The 15,253-nt window shown below is 73.0% G+C and carries 15 protein-coding genes; 14 read left to right on the top strand and 1 reads right to left on the bottom strand.

The features are described from left to right. The first annotated feature begins 10 nt into the window (after positions 1 to 10). The 10 genes from ACQSSQ_RS19355 to ACQSSQ_RS19400 are packed head-to-tail and all read left to right on the top strand — an operon-like array spanning position 11 to position 9,107. On the top strand, positions 11 to 535 hold the full coding sequence (locus ACQSSQ_RS19355) for a MaoC family dehydratase (protein WP_431328758.1): 525 nt from the start codon (positions 11 to 13) through the stop codon (positions 533 to 535). Further along, positions 532 to 1,572, top strand: a complete 1,041-nt coding sequence (locus ACQSSQ_RS19360) for an LLM class flavin-dependent oxidoreductase (protein WP_431328759.1) — start codon at positions 532 to 534, stop codon at positions 1,570 to 1,572. The genes ACQSSQ_RS19355 and ACQSSQ_RS19360 overlap by 4 nt, the downstream gene beginning before the upstream one ends. Beyond that, positions 1,569 to 2,807: a CaiB/BaiF CoA transferase family protein gene (locus tag ACQSSQ_RS19365; protein WP_431328760.1), complete on the top strand. Its 1,239-nt coding sequence runs from the start codon at positions 1,569 to 1,571 to the stop codon at positions 2,805 to 2,807. Before ACQSSQ_RS19360 ends, ACQSSQ_RS19365 begins: the two co-directional genes overlap by 4 nt. Positions 2,808 to 2,811: 4 nt before the next feature. Continuing rightward, complete coding sequence (locus tag ACQSSQ_RS19370) at positions 2,812 to 4,206, top strand: MmgE/PrpD family protein (RefSeq protein ID WP_431328761.1); 1,395 nt, start codon at positions 2,812 to 2,814, stop codon at positions 4,204 to 4,206. Then, positions 4,203 to 5,411 (top strand): Rid family hydrolase, encoded by a 1,209-nt coding sequence (locus ACQSSQ_RS19375; protein WP_431328762.1) that lies wholly within the window; start codon positions 4,203 to 4,205, stop codon positions 5,409 to 5,411. Before ACQSSQ_RS19370 ends, ACQSSQ_RS19375 begins: the two co-directional genes overlap by 4 nt. Position 5,412: 1 nt before the next feature. Then, positions 5,413 to 5,913: an FAS1-like dehydratase domain-containing protein gene (locus tag ACQSSQ_RS19380; protein WP_431328763.1), complete on the top strand. Its 501-nt coding sequence runs from the start codon at positions 5,413 to 5,415 to the stop codon at positions 5,911 to 5,913. Beyond that, on the top strand, positions 5,910 to 6,356 hold the full coding sequence (locus ACQSSQ_RS19385) for a MaoC/PaaZ C-terminal domain-containing protein (RefSeq protein WP_431328764.1): 447 nt from the start codon (positions 5,910 to 5,912) through the stop codon (positions 6,354 to 6,356). The genes ACQSSQ_RS19380 and ACQSSQ_RS19385 overlap by 4 nt, the downstream gene beginning before the upstream one ends. Continuing rightward, positions 6,353 to 7,501: an acetyl-CoA acetyltransferase gene (locus ACQSSQ_RS19390; protein WP_431328765.1), complete on the top strand. Its 1,149-nt coding sequence runs from the start codon at positions 6,353 to 6,355 to the stop codon at positions 7,499 to 7,501. Before ACQSSQ_RS19385 ends, ACQSSQ_RS19390 begins: the two co-directional genes overlap by 4 nt. Then, complete coding sequence (locus ACQSSQ_RS19395) at positions 7,498 to 7,929, top strand: Zn-ribbon domain-containing OB-fold protein (RefSeq protein ID WP_431328766.1); 432 nt, start codon at positions 7,498 to 7,500, stop codon at positions 7,927 to 7,929. The genes ACQSSQ_RS19390 and ACQSSQ_RS19395 overlap by 4 nt, the downstream gene beginning before the upstream one ends. Beyond that, complete coding sequence (locus ACQSSQ_RS19400; RefSeq protein ID WP_431328767.1) at positions 7,929 to 9,107, top strand: acyl-CoA dehydrogenase family protein; 1,179 nt, start codon at positions 7,929 to 7,931, stop codon at positions 9,105 to 9,107. The genes ACQSSQ_RS19395 and ACQSSQ_RS19400 overlap by 1 nt, the downstream gene beginning before the upstream one ends. 74 nt (positions 9,108 to 9,181) lie before the next feature. Here the strand turns inward: ACQSSQ_RS19400 and ACQSSQ_RS19405 are convergent, their stop codons facing one another. Continuing rightward, on the bottom strand, positions 9,182 to 10,048 hold the full coding sequence (locus tag ACQSSQ_RS19405; protein WP_431328768.1) for an HpcH/HpaI aldolase/citrate lyase family protein: 867 nt from the start codon (positions 10,046 to 10,048) through the stop codon (positions 9,182 to 9,184). A 120-nt stretch (positions 10,049 to 10,168) separates the two neighbouring features. Between ACQSSQ_RS19405 and ACQSSQ_RS19410 the strand changes: the two genes are divergently transcribed. The 4 genes from ACQSSQ_RS19410 to ACQSSQ_RS19425 are packed head-to-tail and all read left to right on the top strand — an operon-like array spanning position 10,169 to position 15,251. After that, a complete protein-coding gene (locus ACQSSQ_RS19410) occupies positions 10,169 to 11,434 on the top strand; it encodes a CaiB/BaiF CoA transferase family protein (protein ID WP_431328769.1) in 1,266 nt (421 codons plus the stop codon). Positions 11,435 to 11,465: 31 nt separating this feature from the next. Next, entirely contained in the window at positions 11,466 to 12,314 is an 849-nt protein-coding gene (locus ACQSSQ_RS19415) for a cyclase family protein (protein ID WP_431328770.1), read from the top strand. Continuing rightward, positions 12,307 to 13,788 carry an MmgE/PrpD family protein gene (locus ACQSSQ_RS19420; RefSeq protein ID WP_431328771.1) on the top strand — a complete coding sequence of 494 codons (1,482 nt, stop codon included), beginning with the start codon at positions 12,307 to 12,309 and terminating at the stop codon, positions 13,786 to 13,788. The genes ACQSSQ_RS19415 and ACQSSQ_RS19420 overlap by 8 nt, the downstream gene beginning before the upstream one ends. Continuing rightward, positions 13,785 to 15,251 carry a dihydroorotase gene (locus ACQSSQ_RS19425; RefSeq protein WP_431328772.1) on the top strand — a complete coding sequence of 489 codons (1,467 nt, stop codon included), beginning with the start codon at positions 13,785 to 13,787 and terminating at the stop codon, positions 15,249 to 15,251. The genes ACQSSQ_RS19420 and ACQSSQ_RS19425 overlap by 4 nt, the downstream gene beginning before the upstream one ends. Positions 15,252 to 15,253 lie beyond the last annotated feature (2 nt).

The raw sequence follows: 15,253 nt of genomic DNA on the forward strand, positions 1-15,253 counted from the left end.
AAGGAGCGACATGACCGTCAAGCAAGGGTGGACCGGCCGGTTCTTCGAGGACTTCGAGATCGGCGACGTCTACCAGCACCCGCTCGGGCGCACGGTGACCGAGAACGACAACACGTGGTTCTCGCTGCTGACGATGAACACGAACCAGATGCACTTCAACACCGAGTACGCGAAGAAGTCGGAGTTCGAGAAGCCGCTGGTCGTCTCGACGCTGACGGTGGCGATCGCGGTCGGGCAGAGCGTCACCGACATCACCCAGAACGCCTTCGCGAACCTCGGCTGGGACGAGATCCGGATGACCCATCCGGTCTTCGCCGGCGACACGCTCTTCAGCGAGTCGCTGGTGCTGGAGAAGCGCGAGTCGGCGAGCCGCCCGCACGCCGGCATCGTCACCGTGCGCACCCGCACGCTCAACCAGGAGGGCGACGAGGTCTGCTCGTTCAAGCGGACGTTCTACGTCTACCGTCGTGGTGCCGAGCAGGTCGAGGACACGTTCCCCGCCGGCAAGGTGCCGCTCACCGCCGAGGGCGCGTGAGCGACGTGCGCCTCACGTACGCCCCGTGGGGCGAGACGCTCGGGGAGCTCGCCGACGCGGCCCGGCGCGCCGAGGCCGCCGGGGCGGAGGTGCTGTGGGTGCCGGAGCTGCACCGCAGCGCCACCGTCAGTGCGGCCGCGCTGATCGCCGCGACCTCGACCGCACGGGTCGGCACGGCGATCACGCTCGCGTTCACCCGCAGCCCGATGGTGACCGCGCTCGAGGCGCTCGACCTGGACGAGCTCTCCGGCGGCCGCTTCGTGCTCGGCCTCGGCACCGGCGTGCAGCGGCTCAACGAGGAGTGGCACAACGCCCGTTGGGGCAAGCCGGTCGGGCACCTGCGCGAGTCGGTGCGCAACATCCGGCACTTCTGGCAGACCTGCACGAGCGGCGAGCCGATCGCGCTCGAGGGCGAGTGGGAGCCGATGCGCATCCGCGGGTACGAGCGCCCCTACCCGGTCGTCCGGCCTGCGATCCCCGTGTACCTCGCGGCGATGGGTCCGGCGATGACGCGCCTGGCTGGACAGATCGGCGACGGGTGGATCAGCCACGAGCTGTGCTCGCCGAGCTATCTCGAGAAGATGATCCTGCCCGAGCTGCACGCCGGCATCGAGGCCGCTGACCGGCGGCGCGAGGACGTCGAGGTCGTCGTCTCGGCGTGCTGCTCGGTCGCCGACGATCCCGCCACCGCGACCCGCCGTGTCGCCGGCACCGTGGGCTTCTACGCCAGCGTGCGGACGTACGCGGAGTTCTTCGCCTTCCACGGTCTCGCCGACCAGCAGCAGCGCGTGGTCGACGCGTTCCGCGAGGGCCGCGGCGCCGACTACCTGGCCGAGTCCGTCGAGCCAGCGATGGTCGACGCCCTCACGCTCAACGGCGACGCCGCACGCGTCGCCGCCCAGCTCGCCGCGTACGACGGGCTGGCCGACGCCGTCAAGCTCAGCCCGCCCACCCACGGCATCACGCCTGCGGAGACCCGTGCTGCGCAGGACGCGATCATCACGCTCATCGCCGAGCTCACCGGAGGCACCGCATGAAGCCCTTGGAGGACGTCCGCATCATCGCCGTCGAGCAGTACGGCGCCGGCCCGTTCGGGAGCGTGCACCTCGCCGACCTCGGTGCCGAGGTGATCAAGATCGAGGACCCGCGGGTCGGCGGCGACGTCGGCCGCTACGTCCCGCCGTACGCCGAGGACGAGGACTCGCTGTTCTTCGAGACCTTCAACCGCAACAAGCGGAGCCTGTCGCTCGACCTGACGACGGCCGCGGGCCGGGAGGTGTTCGAGGAGCTGGTGAAGGGCGCCGACGCGGTCTACTCCAACCTGCGCGGGGACGTGCCGGCCAAGATCGGGATCACCTACGACGACCTCAAGCACCTCAACCCCGCGATCGTCTGCTGCTCGCTGACGGGGTTCGGGATGACCGGCCCGCGGAGCAAGGAGCCGGGCTACGACTACATCCTCCAGGGCCTCGCCGGGTGGATGGACCTGACCGGCGAGCCGGACGGCCCGCCGACCAAGTCGGGGCTGTCGCTCGTCGACTTCTCGGGCGGGTACGTCGCTGCCCTGGCGCTGCTCGCGGGCCTGCACGCCGCACGCCGTGACGGGACCGGGATGGACTGCGACGTCAGCCTGTACGACACCGCGATCTCGATGCTGACCTATCCGGCTGCCTGGCACCTCAACGCCGGCTTCACGCCGGAGCGGACCCGGCACTCCGCGCATCCGTCCCTGGTCCCGTTCCAGGCCTTCGAGGCCTCCGACGGCTGGCTCGTCGTCGGCTGCGCCAAGGAGAAGTTCTGGGCCCGGCTCGCGCTCGTGGTCGGCCACCCGGAGTGGGCCGAGGAGGGCTCGCCCTACGCGGACTTCGGCGGCCGCCAGGAGCGCAGCCGGGAGCTGCTCGCCCAGCTCGAGGCGATCTTCCTCGAGCGGACCGTCGCCGACTGGCTCTCGGTCCTCTACCCGGCGTCGATCCCGTGCGGCCCCATCAACGACGTCCCTCAGGCGCTGCGCGAGGAGCACACGATCGCGCGCAACCTCGTCGTCGAGACCGAGCACCCGCGCTACGGCACGCTGCGCCAGGTCGCGTCCCCGGTCCGCGTCGGCTCCGCTCTGCCGGAGTACCGCCGGGCACCGCGCCGCAACGAGGACGCCGACCACGTGCTGCGCGAGATCGCCGGCTACGACGACGAGCAGGTCGCCGCGCTCGCCGCCGACGGCGCGTTCGGGCCCGTCCACGAGCGCCACGACGCGTCCGTGCCGGCGCAGGGATGAGCCGATGATCGCCGCGACGCTGGCCGCGTGGGCCGTCGGTGACCTGACGGTCCCCCCTGCGGTCGACGAGGCCGCGCTGCGCCACCTGCTGGACGGCTGCGGGACCGCCGTCGCCGCCGTGCGGCTCGACGCGGCCACGCCTGCGCTGACGGTCGCGGCCGGGCTCGGCGGCCCCCCGGAGGCCACGATCCTCGGCACCCGGACGCGGGTCGGCGCCCCGGCGGCCGCGCTCGCCGACGGCACGCTCGTGCACGCCTTGGACTTCGACGACACGCATGCCGGAGGGCTGGTGCACGCCACCGCCGTCGTGCTGCCGGCGGCGCTCGCCGTCGGCGAGCAGGTCGGTGCGAGCGGCCGCGAGGTCCTCGACGCCGCCATCGTCGGGTACGAGGTCGCGTGCCGGGTCGCCGCAGCCGCGCCCCACGGGTTCCACCGGCGCGGGCTGCACGCGACGATGGTCGCCGGCGTCTTCGCCTCGGCCGCGATCACGGCGCGCCTGACCGGCCTCGACGCCGCGACGACGACCGACGCGCTCGGGATCGCCGGGAGCCAGGCGGGCGGGCTGCTGGCGTTCCTCGGGACCGGCGCGAGCACCAAGCAGCTCCACCCGGGCCTCGCCGCGCAGTCCGGCATCCTGGCGGCACGCCTCGCGGCCGCCGGTGCCAGCGGGCCGGCGACCGTCTTCGACGGACCGTACGGCGTGTACGACACGCTGGCCGACGGGCCCGTCGATCCCGCGCTCGTCGTCGAGGGTCTCGGCGAGCGCTGGGAGACGACCGCGATCGGGATCAAGCCCTGGCCGACCTGCCAGCTCGCCCACGCGACGATGGCCGCCGCCCAGGATGCGCTGCGCAACGCCGGCGTCGCGGGGTCACGGGTCGCCTCCGTGCTCGCCTGGGTGCATCCCGACTCGGCCTCCGTCGTCTGCGACCCGGACCGTGACCTCGCGCGCCCGGCCAGCCCGTACGCCGCGAAGTTCTCGCTCCCGTGGAGCGTCGCCGCCCTGCTGATCGACGGACGCGTCGGCACCGACACGTACGCACCGCAGGCCCTCGACCGCGACGACGTCCGCCGGCTCGCCTCCCACGTGACCTGGGAGGTCGACACCGGCGCCCCTGGTGTGGCGGCCGACGCCGCGGGCGAGGTCGTCCTCTGCCTCGACGACGGCACCCGGGTCGCGGGCCACGTGGCGCACAGCCCTGGCACCGGAGGAGCGCCGCTCGACGCCGACGCGCTGGACGCCAAGCTGCGCGGCAACGCCGGTCCGCTCGCCCCCGCACTCGCCGACGCCATCCGCGGCCTCCCTCACGCGGACGGCGTCGGCGAGCTCCTCGAGGCGGCCGCCCGTGCCGCCGACGACCGCTCCCCCACCCCTCACTCCCTGGAGGTCCCCGCATGACGGTGTCCGCGATCCGCCCGGCCGACTTCCCGTGGCTCCCCGCCGACGGGTTCACGTTCAGCCTCGGTCTGCGCGAGGACGGCCACGCGTGGACGTCGGGGCACACGGCTGCGGCGCTCGACGCCTCGCTCGGCCGGATGACGGTGAGCGGGTCCATGACCGAGCAGGCGCGCACGGCGTACCGCAAGGTCCTCACGCTCGTCGAGGCCGCGGGCCTGTCCCCCGCCGACGTCACCCACGTCACGGAGAACGTGACGATCGCGGGACTGGCGTCGTACGAGGAGGCCGTGGCGGTGCGCCGCGAGGTCTTCGGCGACCACGAGCCCGCGGTGACCACGGTCGTCGTCGAGCGTCTGGTCCGCTCCGCGGCGCTGCTGGAGATCGAGGTGCGGGCGTCCTCCGGCGGGGGCAAGGTCCTTGCGGCCAGCGAGCGCCGCGAGGCCGGTGCCTGGATTGCGGCACCGGTCGTCGAGGGCCACGACGGCGCCGTCCACCTGCCGACGATGGTGCCGGTCGACGCCGCGGGCGACCTCGTCGCGCCCGGTGACTTCGTCGGTCAGTACCGCTACTGCCTGGAGCAGGCCGACGTGCTGCTGCGCCGGGCCGGGCTGTCGCTCGACGCCGCGGTCACGACGTACGACTACTCCACGCCCGACACCCGCACCGTTTACCGCAAGACGCACCACGTGAGGAAGGACCTGCTCGGCGGCGCCGGTGTCTACCCGGGGGCCGGCGGGATCCTGATGAGCCGCCTGCACCACCCGGGCCAGCTCGTCGCGATCGACGTCACCGCGTCGCGGCACCCCCTGGAGCTGGTCAACCCCGGCTGGTCGCGCTACGACACCCTCACCTACGCGCCCGGGGTGCGCGCCGGCCGGACGCTGTACATGTCCGGCTTCGCCGCCCTAGACATGGAGACGCAGGGGGCGCTGTTCCCCGACGACCTGGAGGCTCAGGCCGACGCGACGTACCGCGCGATCCTCCATCTCCTCACCTACGCCGGGCTCGAGGCCAAGGACCTGGTCCGGACGGTGGAGTTCTGCGTCGCCCGCGCGCTCGGCGACTACCGCGTGGTCGCCGGTGTCCGCGAGCGGCTGCTCGCGCCACCGTGGCCGGCCTCGACCGGCGCGATCTGCGCCGACCTCCTGCGGCCGGAGTTCCTCCTCGAGGTCTTCCCCACCGCCCTCTACCCCGAGGAGGCGTGACATGGGCCTGCTCACCGACGAGGTCCGCGCGCTGGTCGGCACCCGGCGCGTCTACACCGCGCCGGAGCCGATGGGGGCCGCGGCCGGACGCTACTTCGCGCTCGCGGTTGGCGACGACAACCCGCTCTACACCGACGCGGCGTACGCCCGCGCGCACGGGTTGGACGGGGTGACGCTGCCGCCGACGCTGGTCTGCGAGACCAACCAGTACGCCGGGCTGCCCGCCGACGCCGAGGGCTACGCCGGGCACACCTGGGGGCTCGAGCTTCCCGGGACGCGGCAGGTGCGCGGCGGCAACCGCTACACCTTCCACCGCCGCATCCGCCCCGACGACGTCGTCACCGCGACCTGGGAGATCACCGGAGCGACGGAGAAGCAGAACCGCTCCGGCGCCGACATGCTCGTCGTCGCCTCGACCGCGACCTACACGAACCAGGACGGCGACCTGCTCGCCGAGAACGAGGAGACGATCATCTTCGTCTCGCTGGGAGGAGCAGCATGAGCACCGCGAGCGTCCCGGCCGTCGGCGACACGGTGCCGCCGCTGGAGCGGACCATCACGCTCACCGACATGGTCGCGTACGCCGGGGCGACCTGGGACTGGCACCAGCTGCACTACGACCCCGCGTACGTCGCCGCGAAGGGCCTCCCGGGTCCGATCGTGGACGGCCAGGTGTTCGGCGCACACCTCGTCGAGGCGCTGCAGGACTGGCTCGGGCCCGACTGCTTCGTCCGCACGCTCGACTTCTTCTACCGCAACCTCGTGTTCGCCGGGGAGACGATCCGCTGCACCGGCAGCGTGACCGAGGCGCACGCGGACCGGCTCACGGTCGAGGTGCGGGTCGACGTGGTCGCGGCTGACGGGTCGGTCGGCCGCGCGGTCGTCGCTCCCGCCTCGGCGGAGGTGCTGCTCGGCGTCGCGGACCCGACCGGCAGGACGCCATGAGCACCGGCGTCGCGATCGTCGGCGCGGCCGAGTCCGACCTCGGCGTCACCGGCCTGTCGATCCTCGGGCTGCAGACCCAGGCGATCACCCGGGCCCTCGCCGACGCGGGTCTCACGCTGGCCGACGTCGACGGGATCGCCACCACCGGGGTGTCCCGGTTCTCGGCCACGCAGCTCGCCGACTACCTCGGCCTCGAGCCGCGGTGGACGGACTCGACGTTCGCCGGCGGGTCGGCGTTCGAGATGTTCGTCGCCCGCGCGACGCAGGCGATCGAGGCCGGGCAGTGCGAGGTCGTCGTGATCTCGTTCGCGTCGAACCAGCGTTCGGCGCGCTCGCGCAGGCTGGGCGGCGTCCACGAGCCCTGGCTCCCCGAGGCGCAGTTCGAGGAGCCGTACGACCCGCTCTTCCCGCTGTCGTACTACGCGATGGCCGCGCGGGCGTACCTGGACCGCTACGGCTACGGCCGTGAGCAGCTCGCGGAGATCGCGATCGCGGCACGGGAGTGGGCGCTGCTCAACCCGAAGGCGTTCCGCTACGGCACGGGGTCCTTGAGCGTCGACGACGTGCTCGGCGCGACGATGATCTCCTCGCCGCTGACCACGGCCGACTGCTGCCTGGTCACCGACGGGGGCGGCGCCGTCGTCCTCACCAGCGCCGATCGGGCTCGCGACCTCCCGAAGCCGCCCGTCCGCGTGCTCGGCTACGGCGAGCGCACCACGAACACGTCGATGACGGCACGCCGGGACACGACGCGCACCGGCGCGGAGGGGGCGGGCCGCGACGCGCTGACGCGTGCCGGTCTCACGCCGTCCGACGTCGACGTCGTCCAGGTCTACGACTCCTTCACGATCACCGTCGCGCTGACGCTCGAGGAGCTCGGCTTCTGCGGACGCGGAGAGGCCCTCGACCTCGTCGCCGATGGAGCGATCCGGCCCGGCGGGCGCCTCCCGCTGAACACCAGCGGCGGCGGGCTGTCGTACTGCCATCCCGGCCAGTTCGGCGTCCTCCTCCTCGTCGAGGCGGTGCGCCAGCTGCGCGGCGAGGCCGGCGACCGCCAGGTCCCGGACGCGCGCACCGCCCTGGTCCACGGGACCGGCGGCATCCTCTCGACCCATGCCACGGTCGTCCTGGGAGCCGAGGCATGAGCGCCCGCTGGATCCCCGGCGAGGTGCCGCCGGCCGACGAGACCACCGCCCCCTGGTGGGAGGCGACGACCCGCCACGAGCTGATCGTGCAGACCTGCGCGTGCGGCCACCACCAGCACCCGCCGCGCGCGCTGTGCACCGCGTGCGGAGCCACCGACGAGCTCGGCTGGACCGCGGCCGTCGGCACAGGCGTCGTGGACACCTTCACCGTCGTGCACCGCGCCCCGCGTGCCGACGTCGCCGTGCCGTACGTGATCGCGCGCGTCCGTCTGGTCGAGGGCCCGGTCCTCCTCACCCGGCTCGAGGGGCGCGACGACCCCGAGACCTGGTCGATCGGCGACCCGGTCGTCGTGACGTGGACCGACCTGCCCGACGGGCGGGCCCTCCCCTCCTTCCTGCCCCCTGACGTGACCATCGAGGAGTCCTGATGAAGTTCGAGCTCGACGAGGATCAGCGCGAGTTCAAGAGCCTGCTGCGCCAGTTCGTCGACAACGAGATCGTCCCGGTCGCCCGCGACTGGGAGCAGGCCGGCCGCTATCCCACCGAGATCGTCGCCGGCATGGCCGACATGGGGCTGTTCGGGATCACCGTCCCCGAGGAGTACGGCGGCCTGGACCTGGACCCGGTCTCGTTCGCGCTGGTGTTCGAGGAGATCGCCCGGGGGTGGATGGGCATCGCCGGCATCCTGGGCAGCCACTCGCTCGCCTGCCGCCTCCTCGCGATGCACGGCACGGACGAGCAGAAGGCGGCGTACCTCCCGGATCTGGCGACCGGCAAGCGCCGTACCGGCATCGGGCTGACGGAGCCCGACGCCGGCACCGACCTGCAAGGGATCCGCACCACCGCGCGGCTGGTCACCCCCGAGGACGGCGGCGAGCCGCACTACGTGGTGAACGGGGCGAAGATGTGGATCACCAACGCCCGCTTCGCCGACCCGCTGCCGGTGCTGGTCAAGACCGACCCGAGCGCCGCACCGGCGCACAAGGGCATGAGCGTCCTGCTCATCGAGGCCGACACCCCCGGCTTCACTGTCACCAAGGACATCCCCAAGCTCGGCTACAAGGGGACGGAGTCCTGCGAGATCCTCCTCGAGGACGTCCGCGTGCCGGTGACCCAGCTCGTCGGCGGCGTCGAGGGCTGCGGCATGCAGCAGGTGCTCTCCGCTCTCGAGTGGGGCCGGGTCAACATCGCTGCCCGCTCCGTCGGCATCGCGCAGCGCGCCCACGACGAGGCGCTCGCCTATGCGCAGCAGCGGCACGCGTTCGGGAAGCCGATCGCCGACTTCCAGGCGATCCAGCTCAAGCTCGGCGAGCTCGGCACGCAGGTCCAGGCAGCACGCCTCATGGCGTACTGGGCCGCCGACGCCGTCCGCAGCGGGCGCGCCGACGGCGCCACCGGCATGGCCAAGATCTTCTGCTCCGAGGTCGCGCTGCAGGCCGCGATCGACGCGATGAAGGTCCACGGCGGTTACGGCTACTCCACCGAGTTCGAGGTCGAGCGCCTCTACCGCGACGCCATCCTCATGAGCATCGGCGAGGGAACCAACGACATCCTCCGCACCGTCGTCGCCAAGTCCCTCGTCAGCGGCGAGACCGTGATCGGCTGATGTCCCCGAACGCGAGCGCGGTCCAGAGGTGTCACGGGGTGGCACCTCTGGACCGCGCTGTGCGGGACGACCCGTCAGCGCGCGAGGGCGATCACGCTGCGGGCACGGCGTACGACCGCCTCGTCGACCATCCGACCGTCCGGGCCGATCACGACACCGCGCCCGTCGGCGACGGCCTCGTCGAAGGTCGCCACCAGGGCCTTGGCCCGCTCCAGCGCCTCCGCGCTCGGCGTGAAGACCTCGTTGGCGACCTGGACCTGGGCGGGGTGGATGCAGGCGCGCCCGGTGTAGCCGCGCCTCGCGAGGGCGCGGGTCGACTCGGCGAAGCGGTCGAGGTCGCGGAAGTCGGTCGAGACCGGGGCGACGGGTGCGCTGATCCCCGCCGCGGCGCTGACCAGCACGACCTGGCTACGGATCGCGGCCCAGTCGGCGTCGTCGGCGTCGTCGGCGTCGTCGCCGAACCCGAGGTCGGCGGCCAGGTCCGCCTCACCCACCTGGAGGCGTACGACGCGGGGCGCCGCCGCGATCGCCCGCGCGTCGAGCAGGGCGGCAGCGGACTCCAGCAGCGGGACGACAGCGACCGAGCCGGGCTCGAGGCGGGCGGCAGCCTCCCCGCGGGTGAGCGCGGCGTCGACCGCCTCGAGCTCGGCGCACGCCTCGGTCTTGGCGACCATCACGCCGGTGAGGCTGGGGCCGACGACGGCCGCGACGTCGTCCAGACCGAGAGGTCCGGAGTTGACGCGGACCCAGACCTCGACGCCCGCGGTGTCACCGCGCAGCGACGTCAGCCACTGCGCGACCGTGGCCCTCGCCGTGTCCTTGGCGGGCCACGGGACGGCGTCCTCGAGGTCGACGATCACGGCGTCCGCACCCCGGTCGAGCACCTTCGCGAGCTTGTCGGGCGCGTTGCCGGGGACGTACAGGTACGAGCGAGCGATCACGTGGCTTCTCCACAAAATGGAACGGCGTTTCGCTGCACGCTATCCGGGCCCGCGACGCCACGTCAACGCGACTCGGCGCATTGCGTTGACCGCCGACCGGCGCGCGCCTACGATTCTGGAATGCCGTTTCGCACAATGGAACACCCTCCTGACGACGCCGCGCCGACGCCCGAGAACGGGCCTGCGCCGCTGGCGGACGGGCCCCTGACCGGGATCCGCGTCGTCGACGCCTCGACGATCCTCGCCGGGCCCCTGTGCTGCCAGATCCTCGGCGACTTCGGCGCCGAGGTGGTGAAGATCGAGCATCCGACGGCCGGCGACAGCATGCGGGGCCACGGCGAGAGCAAGGACGGCGTGCCGCTGTGGTGGAAGGAGATCTCCCGCAACAAGCGGACTGTGGGTCTCAGCCTCTCCGCCCCTGAGGGCGCCGAGCTGTTCGCGCGGCTGGTCGAGACCGCCGACGTCGTCGTCGAGAACTTCCGACCCGGCACCCTCGAGCGCTGGGGCCTCTCCCCCGAGCGCCTGCACGCCCTCAACCCCGGCCTCGTCCTCGTGCGCATCACCGGTTTCGGCCAGCGCGGGCCGTACGCCGGGCGCGCCGGCTTCGGCACCCTCGCGGAGGCCATGAGCGGCTTCGCCCACCTCACCGGGCAGCCCGACGGTCCGCCGACCCTGCCCGCCTTCGGCCTGGCCGACTCGATCTGCGGCATCGCGGCGTCCTCCGCGGCGGCGATGGCGCTGCTGGCCCGCGAGCACAACGGCGGACGCGGCCAGGTGGTCGACATGAGCCTCCTCGAGCCGATCATGACCGCCGTCGGGCCGGGCCCCACGGTCTTCCAGCAGCTCGGCAAGGTCGGCACCCGGCACGGCAACCGGTCGCACAACAACGCGCCCCGCAACACGTACCAGACCAAGGACGGCCACTGGGTCGCGATCTCCACCAGCGCCCAGGCGATCGCCGAGCGCGTGATGCACCTGGTCGGGCACCCCGAGGTGATCGACGAGCCGTGGTTCGCTGCCGGGCACAGCCGCGCTCAGCACGCCGACCTCCTCGACGGCTACGTCGGAGGCTGGATCGGCGAGCGCACGCGTGACGAGGTCGTCACCGCGTTCACCGACGCCGGGGCGGCCGTCGCGCCGGTCTACACCGCTCGGGACATCGCGGAGGACCCGCACGTGCGCGAGGCCGAGATGCTCGTCGAGGTCGAGGACGCCGACCTCGGCCCTGTCCTCCAGCACAACGTGATGTGGCGGATGTCCGAGACGCCGGGCCGCATCCGCTTCCCCGGCCGTGCCCACGGCGAGGACACCGACGCCCTGCTCGCCGAGCTCGGCGTCGACGCCGACACCCTCGCCGACCTCCGTTCCCGCTCCGTCGTCCGCTGACGTGGACGAGCCCGACCTGAAAGAAGACGGCATGACCACCACCCCGACCGCCCCCTCCCCCACACGGAGCCTCCTCGACGCCGTGCGCGCCGGGGTCCGCGTGGTCGACCTCGGCCGACGCCTCACCGTCGGCATGCCGCAGTCGCCCAACCACCCGCCGTACTGGCACGCGCTCCCACGCCGCCACGGCGACATGGTGCGCGTCGACGGCGGCTCGGCGGCCAACGACATGATCTCGATGGGCACGCACGTCGGCACCCATGTCGACGCGCTCGCGCACGTGTCCCAGGACGGCAGGCTGTACGGCGGGCTCGAGGTGGCGGACGCGCTCGAGGGCGGCCGGTACGCCGAGCTCGGCGCGCACACCATCGCCCCGATGGTGCGCCCCGGGGTCCTGCTCGACGTCCCGTCCGCGCTCGGGGTCGGGCGCCTGGAGCCCGGCTACGAGATCACCGTCGCCGACCTCGAGCGCACGCTCGAGCTCCAGGGCAGCACCATCGTCCCCGGCGACGTCGTCCTGGTCCGCAGCGGATGGGGTCAGCACTTCGACAGCGGGGCCAAGGAGCTCTTCATCGGCCACGACTCGGGCGTGCCCGGGGTCGGTGCCGCGGGTGCGCAGTGGCTCGTCGACCACGGGATCCACGCGACCGGCGCCGACACCATCGCGTACGAGTGCCTCCCGCCGGGCGCCGGTCACGCGACGCTGCCGGCGCACCGTGTCCTGCTCGTCGAGAACGGCGTCTACATCGTCGAGACGATGGACCTCGAGGAGCTCGCGGCCGACCGCATCCACGCCTTCGTCTTCGTCCTCTCGCCGCTGCCGTTCTTCGGCGCGACCGGCTCCCCCGTCCGTCCGCTGGCGGTGGTCGAGGATGAGTGACCCGTCGGAGGTGACGCTCGGAGCGCAGGTCGCCCGCTTCGCCGTCGACGCTGCCCGCCACGGGATCCCGGACGACGTCGCCGCGAGCGCCCGGCAGCGCGTCCTCGACGTGCTCGGCCTCTGCGTCGCCGCGCACCGGCTCGAGACGAGCGCCGCGATCGTCGACCACGTCCTCGACCAGGGCGGGCACGCCCAGGCGACGATCGTCGGCGTCCGCGACCGGGTGACCGCCGCCCAGGCAGCGCTCGCCAACGGCGTGCTGGCCCACTCCCTCGACTACGACGACACCCACCTCCCGTCGGTGCTCCATCCCAGCGCGAGCGTCGTCCCCGCGGCGCTGGCCGCCGCCGAGCACACGGGCGCCGACGGTGCGCTGACCGTGCGCGCGGTAGCGGTCGGGCTCGAGGTCGCCGTCCGGCTCGGCATGGCCGGGTACGACGCGGAGCTGGGCAACTCGGTGTTCTTCGAGCACGGGCAGCACGCCACCTCGATCACCGGCGCGATGGGCAGCGCGGTCGCGGCCTCGCTGCTCTACGGGGCCGACGAGAAGGGCGTGCTGGACGCGCTCGGCGTGACCGCGTCGATGGCGTCGGGGATCATCGAGGCCAACCGCACGGGCGGCACCGTCAAGCGGCTCCACTGCGGGCTCGCCGCCCAGTCCGGAGTCACCGCCGCCCAGCTGGTGCGGCGCGGCTTCACGGGCCCGCCGACCGTCCTCGAGGGACGCTTCGGGTTCTTCGAGGCGTGGCTGCACGGGCGCTTCCGCCCCGAGGCGGTCACCGAGGGCCTCGGCAAGGAGTGGTCGGTCCCCGGCATCTTCTTCAAGCCGTACCCCGCGAACCACTTCACGCACACGTCGATCGACGCCGGCCTGGCGTTGCGGGCCCGCGGCATCAGGCCCGACGACGTCGCGTCGATCCGGATCGGCGCGCCGACGGCGGTGATCCGCACGATCGGACAGCCGCTGGAGACCAAGCGCACGCCGCAGACCGGCTACCAGGCCCAGTTCAGCGGCCCGTACGCGGTCGTCGCCGGCCTGCTCGGCGGCGGCGGGCTCGGCCTCGGCCTCGACGACTTCACCGACGCGCTCGCGCAGGACCCGGTGCGCCGGGCACTGATGGCGACGGTGGACGTCGTCCCCGACCCGCGGTGCGACGCGATCTACCCGCACCAGTTCCCCGCCGTCGTCACGCTGCGGACCACCTCCGGCGAGGTCGTCGTCGAGGAGGTCCTCACCAACCGCGGCGGCCCGGAGCGCCCGCTCACCGACGACGAGCTGGCCTGCAAGTTCCGCGACAACGTCGCCGGCCGGGTCGGCACCGCCGACGCCGACGCCGTACGACACGACGTGCTCGCCCTCGACGCGCTCCCCCGCGTCGACGACGTGCTGCGCCGCCTCGCACCCCCCGCGGAGCCCGCTGCGGCGAGCCCCGCTTCCCCCACCCCGCACCCCACCGAGGAGGAGTCCGCATGAGCGACCTCGACCTGATCATCAAGAACGCCGACGTCGTCGTCGACGGCTCCCAGCTGACCCAGCAGCTCGACATCGGCGTCAAGGACGGCCGCATCGCCGTGCTCGCCCCGGACCTCCAGGTCGAGCCGGGCGTGGACCTGGTCGACGCGACCGGGCGGACCGTGTTCCCCGGCGTCGTCGACGCCCACCAGCACTGGGGCATCTACAACCCGCTGCCGGAGGACACCGCCACGGAGAGCCGGGCGTGCGCGCAGGGCGGCGTCACGACGGCGCTCAACTACATGCGCACCGGCCAGTACTACCTCAACAAGGGCGGGGCGTACGCGGACTTCTTCCCGGAGGTGCTCGCGCAGACCGAGAACCGCTCGATCGTCGACTACGCCTTCCACCTGGCGCCGATGTCGCGAGGGCACATCGACGAGATCCCGTCGCTGGTCAAGGAGCACGGGGTCACGTCGTTCAAGATCTTCATGTTCTACGGCAGCCACGGCCTGCACGGCCGCTCGGAGGACCAGCGCGCGTTCCTCATGACGCCCGAGGGCGAGCGCTACGACTACGCGCACTTCGAGTTCGTCATGCGCGGAGTCCAGGCCGCGCGGGAGCAGTACCCAGAGATCGCCGACCAGATCTCGCTGTCGCTGCACTGCGAGACCGCCGAGATCATGAGCGCCTACACGAAGCTCGTCGAGGAGGACGGCACGCTGAGCGGGCTGCCGGCGTACAGCGCGTCGCGTCCGCCGCACTCCGAGGGCCTCGCGGTGACCATCGCGTCGTACCTCGCGCACGAGACCGGGCTGCCGACGATCAACCTCCTGCACCTGAGCTCGCGCAAGGCCGTCGACGCCTCGCTGCGGATGGCCGAGGCGTTCCCGCACGTCGACTTCCGCCGCGAGGTCACCGTGGGCCACCTGCTCGCCGACTGCGACACCGCCCACGGGATCGGCGGCAAGGTCAACCCGCCGCTGCGCCCCCGCGAGGACGTCGAGGCTCTGTGGGAGCACGTGCTCGCCGGACGCGTCGACTGGGTCGTCAGCGACCACGCATGCTGCCGCGACGAGCAGAAGTTCGGCGCGGACCGCGACGACGTCTTCCTCGCGAAGTCGGGATTCGGCGGGGCGGAGTACCTGCTCGCGGGCATGATCACGGAGGGCCGCAAGCGCGGGCTCGGCCTCGACCAGATCGCCCGGCTCACGGCGACCAACCCCGCGGAGCGGTTCGGCCTCGGCGCGACCAAGGGCGCCATCCGGGTCGGGGCGGACGCCGACCTCGCCGTCGTCGACATGGACCGGACGTGGACGGTCCGCGCCGAGGACTCGGAGTCGACCCAGGAGTACACGCCGTTCGAGGGCGCCGAGCTCACGGCCAAGGTCACCGACACCTTCGTCCGCGGCCGGCGCGTGCTCACCGACGGCGTCGTGACCGCGACGGGTGGCGGACGCTACCTGGCCCGCCCGAGCGTCTGACC

Source organism: Mumia spirodelae (assembly GCF_050632745.1).
GTDB lineage: Bacteria > Actinomycetota > Actinomycetes > Propionibacteriales > Nocardioidaceae > Mumia.

Bases quoted from the DNA above. Each gene is read 5' to 3' on its own strand.
- ACQSSQ_RS19365 (WP_431328760.1), top strand. From the start codon at position 1,569: ATGAAGCCCTTGGAGGACGTCCGCATCATCGCCGTCGAGCAGTACGGC.
- ACQSSQ_RS19425 (WP_431328772.1), top strand. From the start codon at position 13,785: ATGAGCGACCTCGACCTGATCATCAAGAACGCCGACGTCGTCGTCGAC.
- ACQSSQ_RS19420 (WP_431328771.1), top strand. From the start codon at position 12,307: ATGAGTGACCCGTCGGAGGTGACGCTCGGAGCGCAGGTCGCCCGCTTC.
- ACQSSQ_RS19380 (WP_431328763.1), top strand. From the start codon at position 5,413: ATGGGCCTGCTCACCGACGAGGTCCGCGCGCTGGTCGGCACCCGGCGC.
- ACQSSQ_RS19375 (WP_431328762.1), top strand. From the start codon at position 4,203: ATGACGGTGTCCGCGATCCGCCCGGCCGACTTCCCGTGGCTCCCCGCC.
- ACQSSQ_RS19355 (WP_431328758.1), top strand. From the start codon at position 11: ATGACCGTCAAGCAAGGGTGGACCGGCCGGTTCTTCGAGGACTTCGAG.
- ACQSSQ_RS19410 (WP_431328769.1), top strand. From the start codon at position 10,169: ATGCCGTTTCGCACAATGGAACACCCTCCTGACGACGCCGCGCCGACG.
- ACQSSQ_RS19395 (WP_431328766.1), top strand. From the start codon at position 7,498: ATGAGCGCCCGCTGGATCCCCGGCGAGGTGCCGCCGGCCGACGAGACC.
- ACQSSQ_RS19415 (WP_431328770.1), top strand. From the start codon at position 11,466: ATGACCACCACCCCGACCGCCCCCTCCCCCACACGGAGCCTCCTCGAC.
- ACQSSQ_RS19390 (WP_431328765.1), top strand. From the start codon at position 6,353: ATGAGCACCGGCGTCGCGATCGTCGGCGCGGCCGAGTCCGACCTCGGC.
- ACQSSQ_RS19400 (WP_431328767.1), top strand. From the start codon at position 7,929: ATGAAGTTCGAGCTCGACGAGGATCAGCGCGAGTTCAAGAGCCTGCTG.
- ACQSSQ_RS19385 (WP_431328764.1), top strand. From the start codon at position 5,910: ATGAGCACCGCGAGCGTCCCGGCCGTCGGCGACACGGTGCCGCCGCTG.
- ACQSSQ_RS19370 (WP_431328761.1), top strand. From the start codon at position 2,812: ATGATCGCCGCGACGCTGGCCGCGTGGGCCGTCGGTGACCTGACGGTC.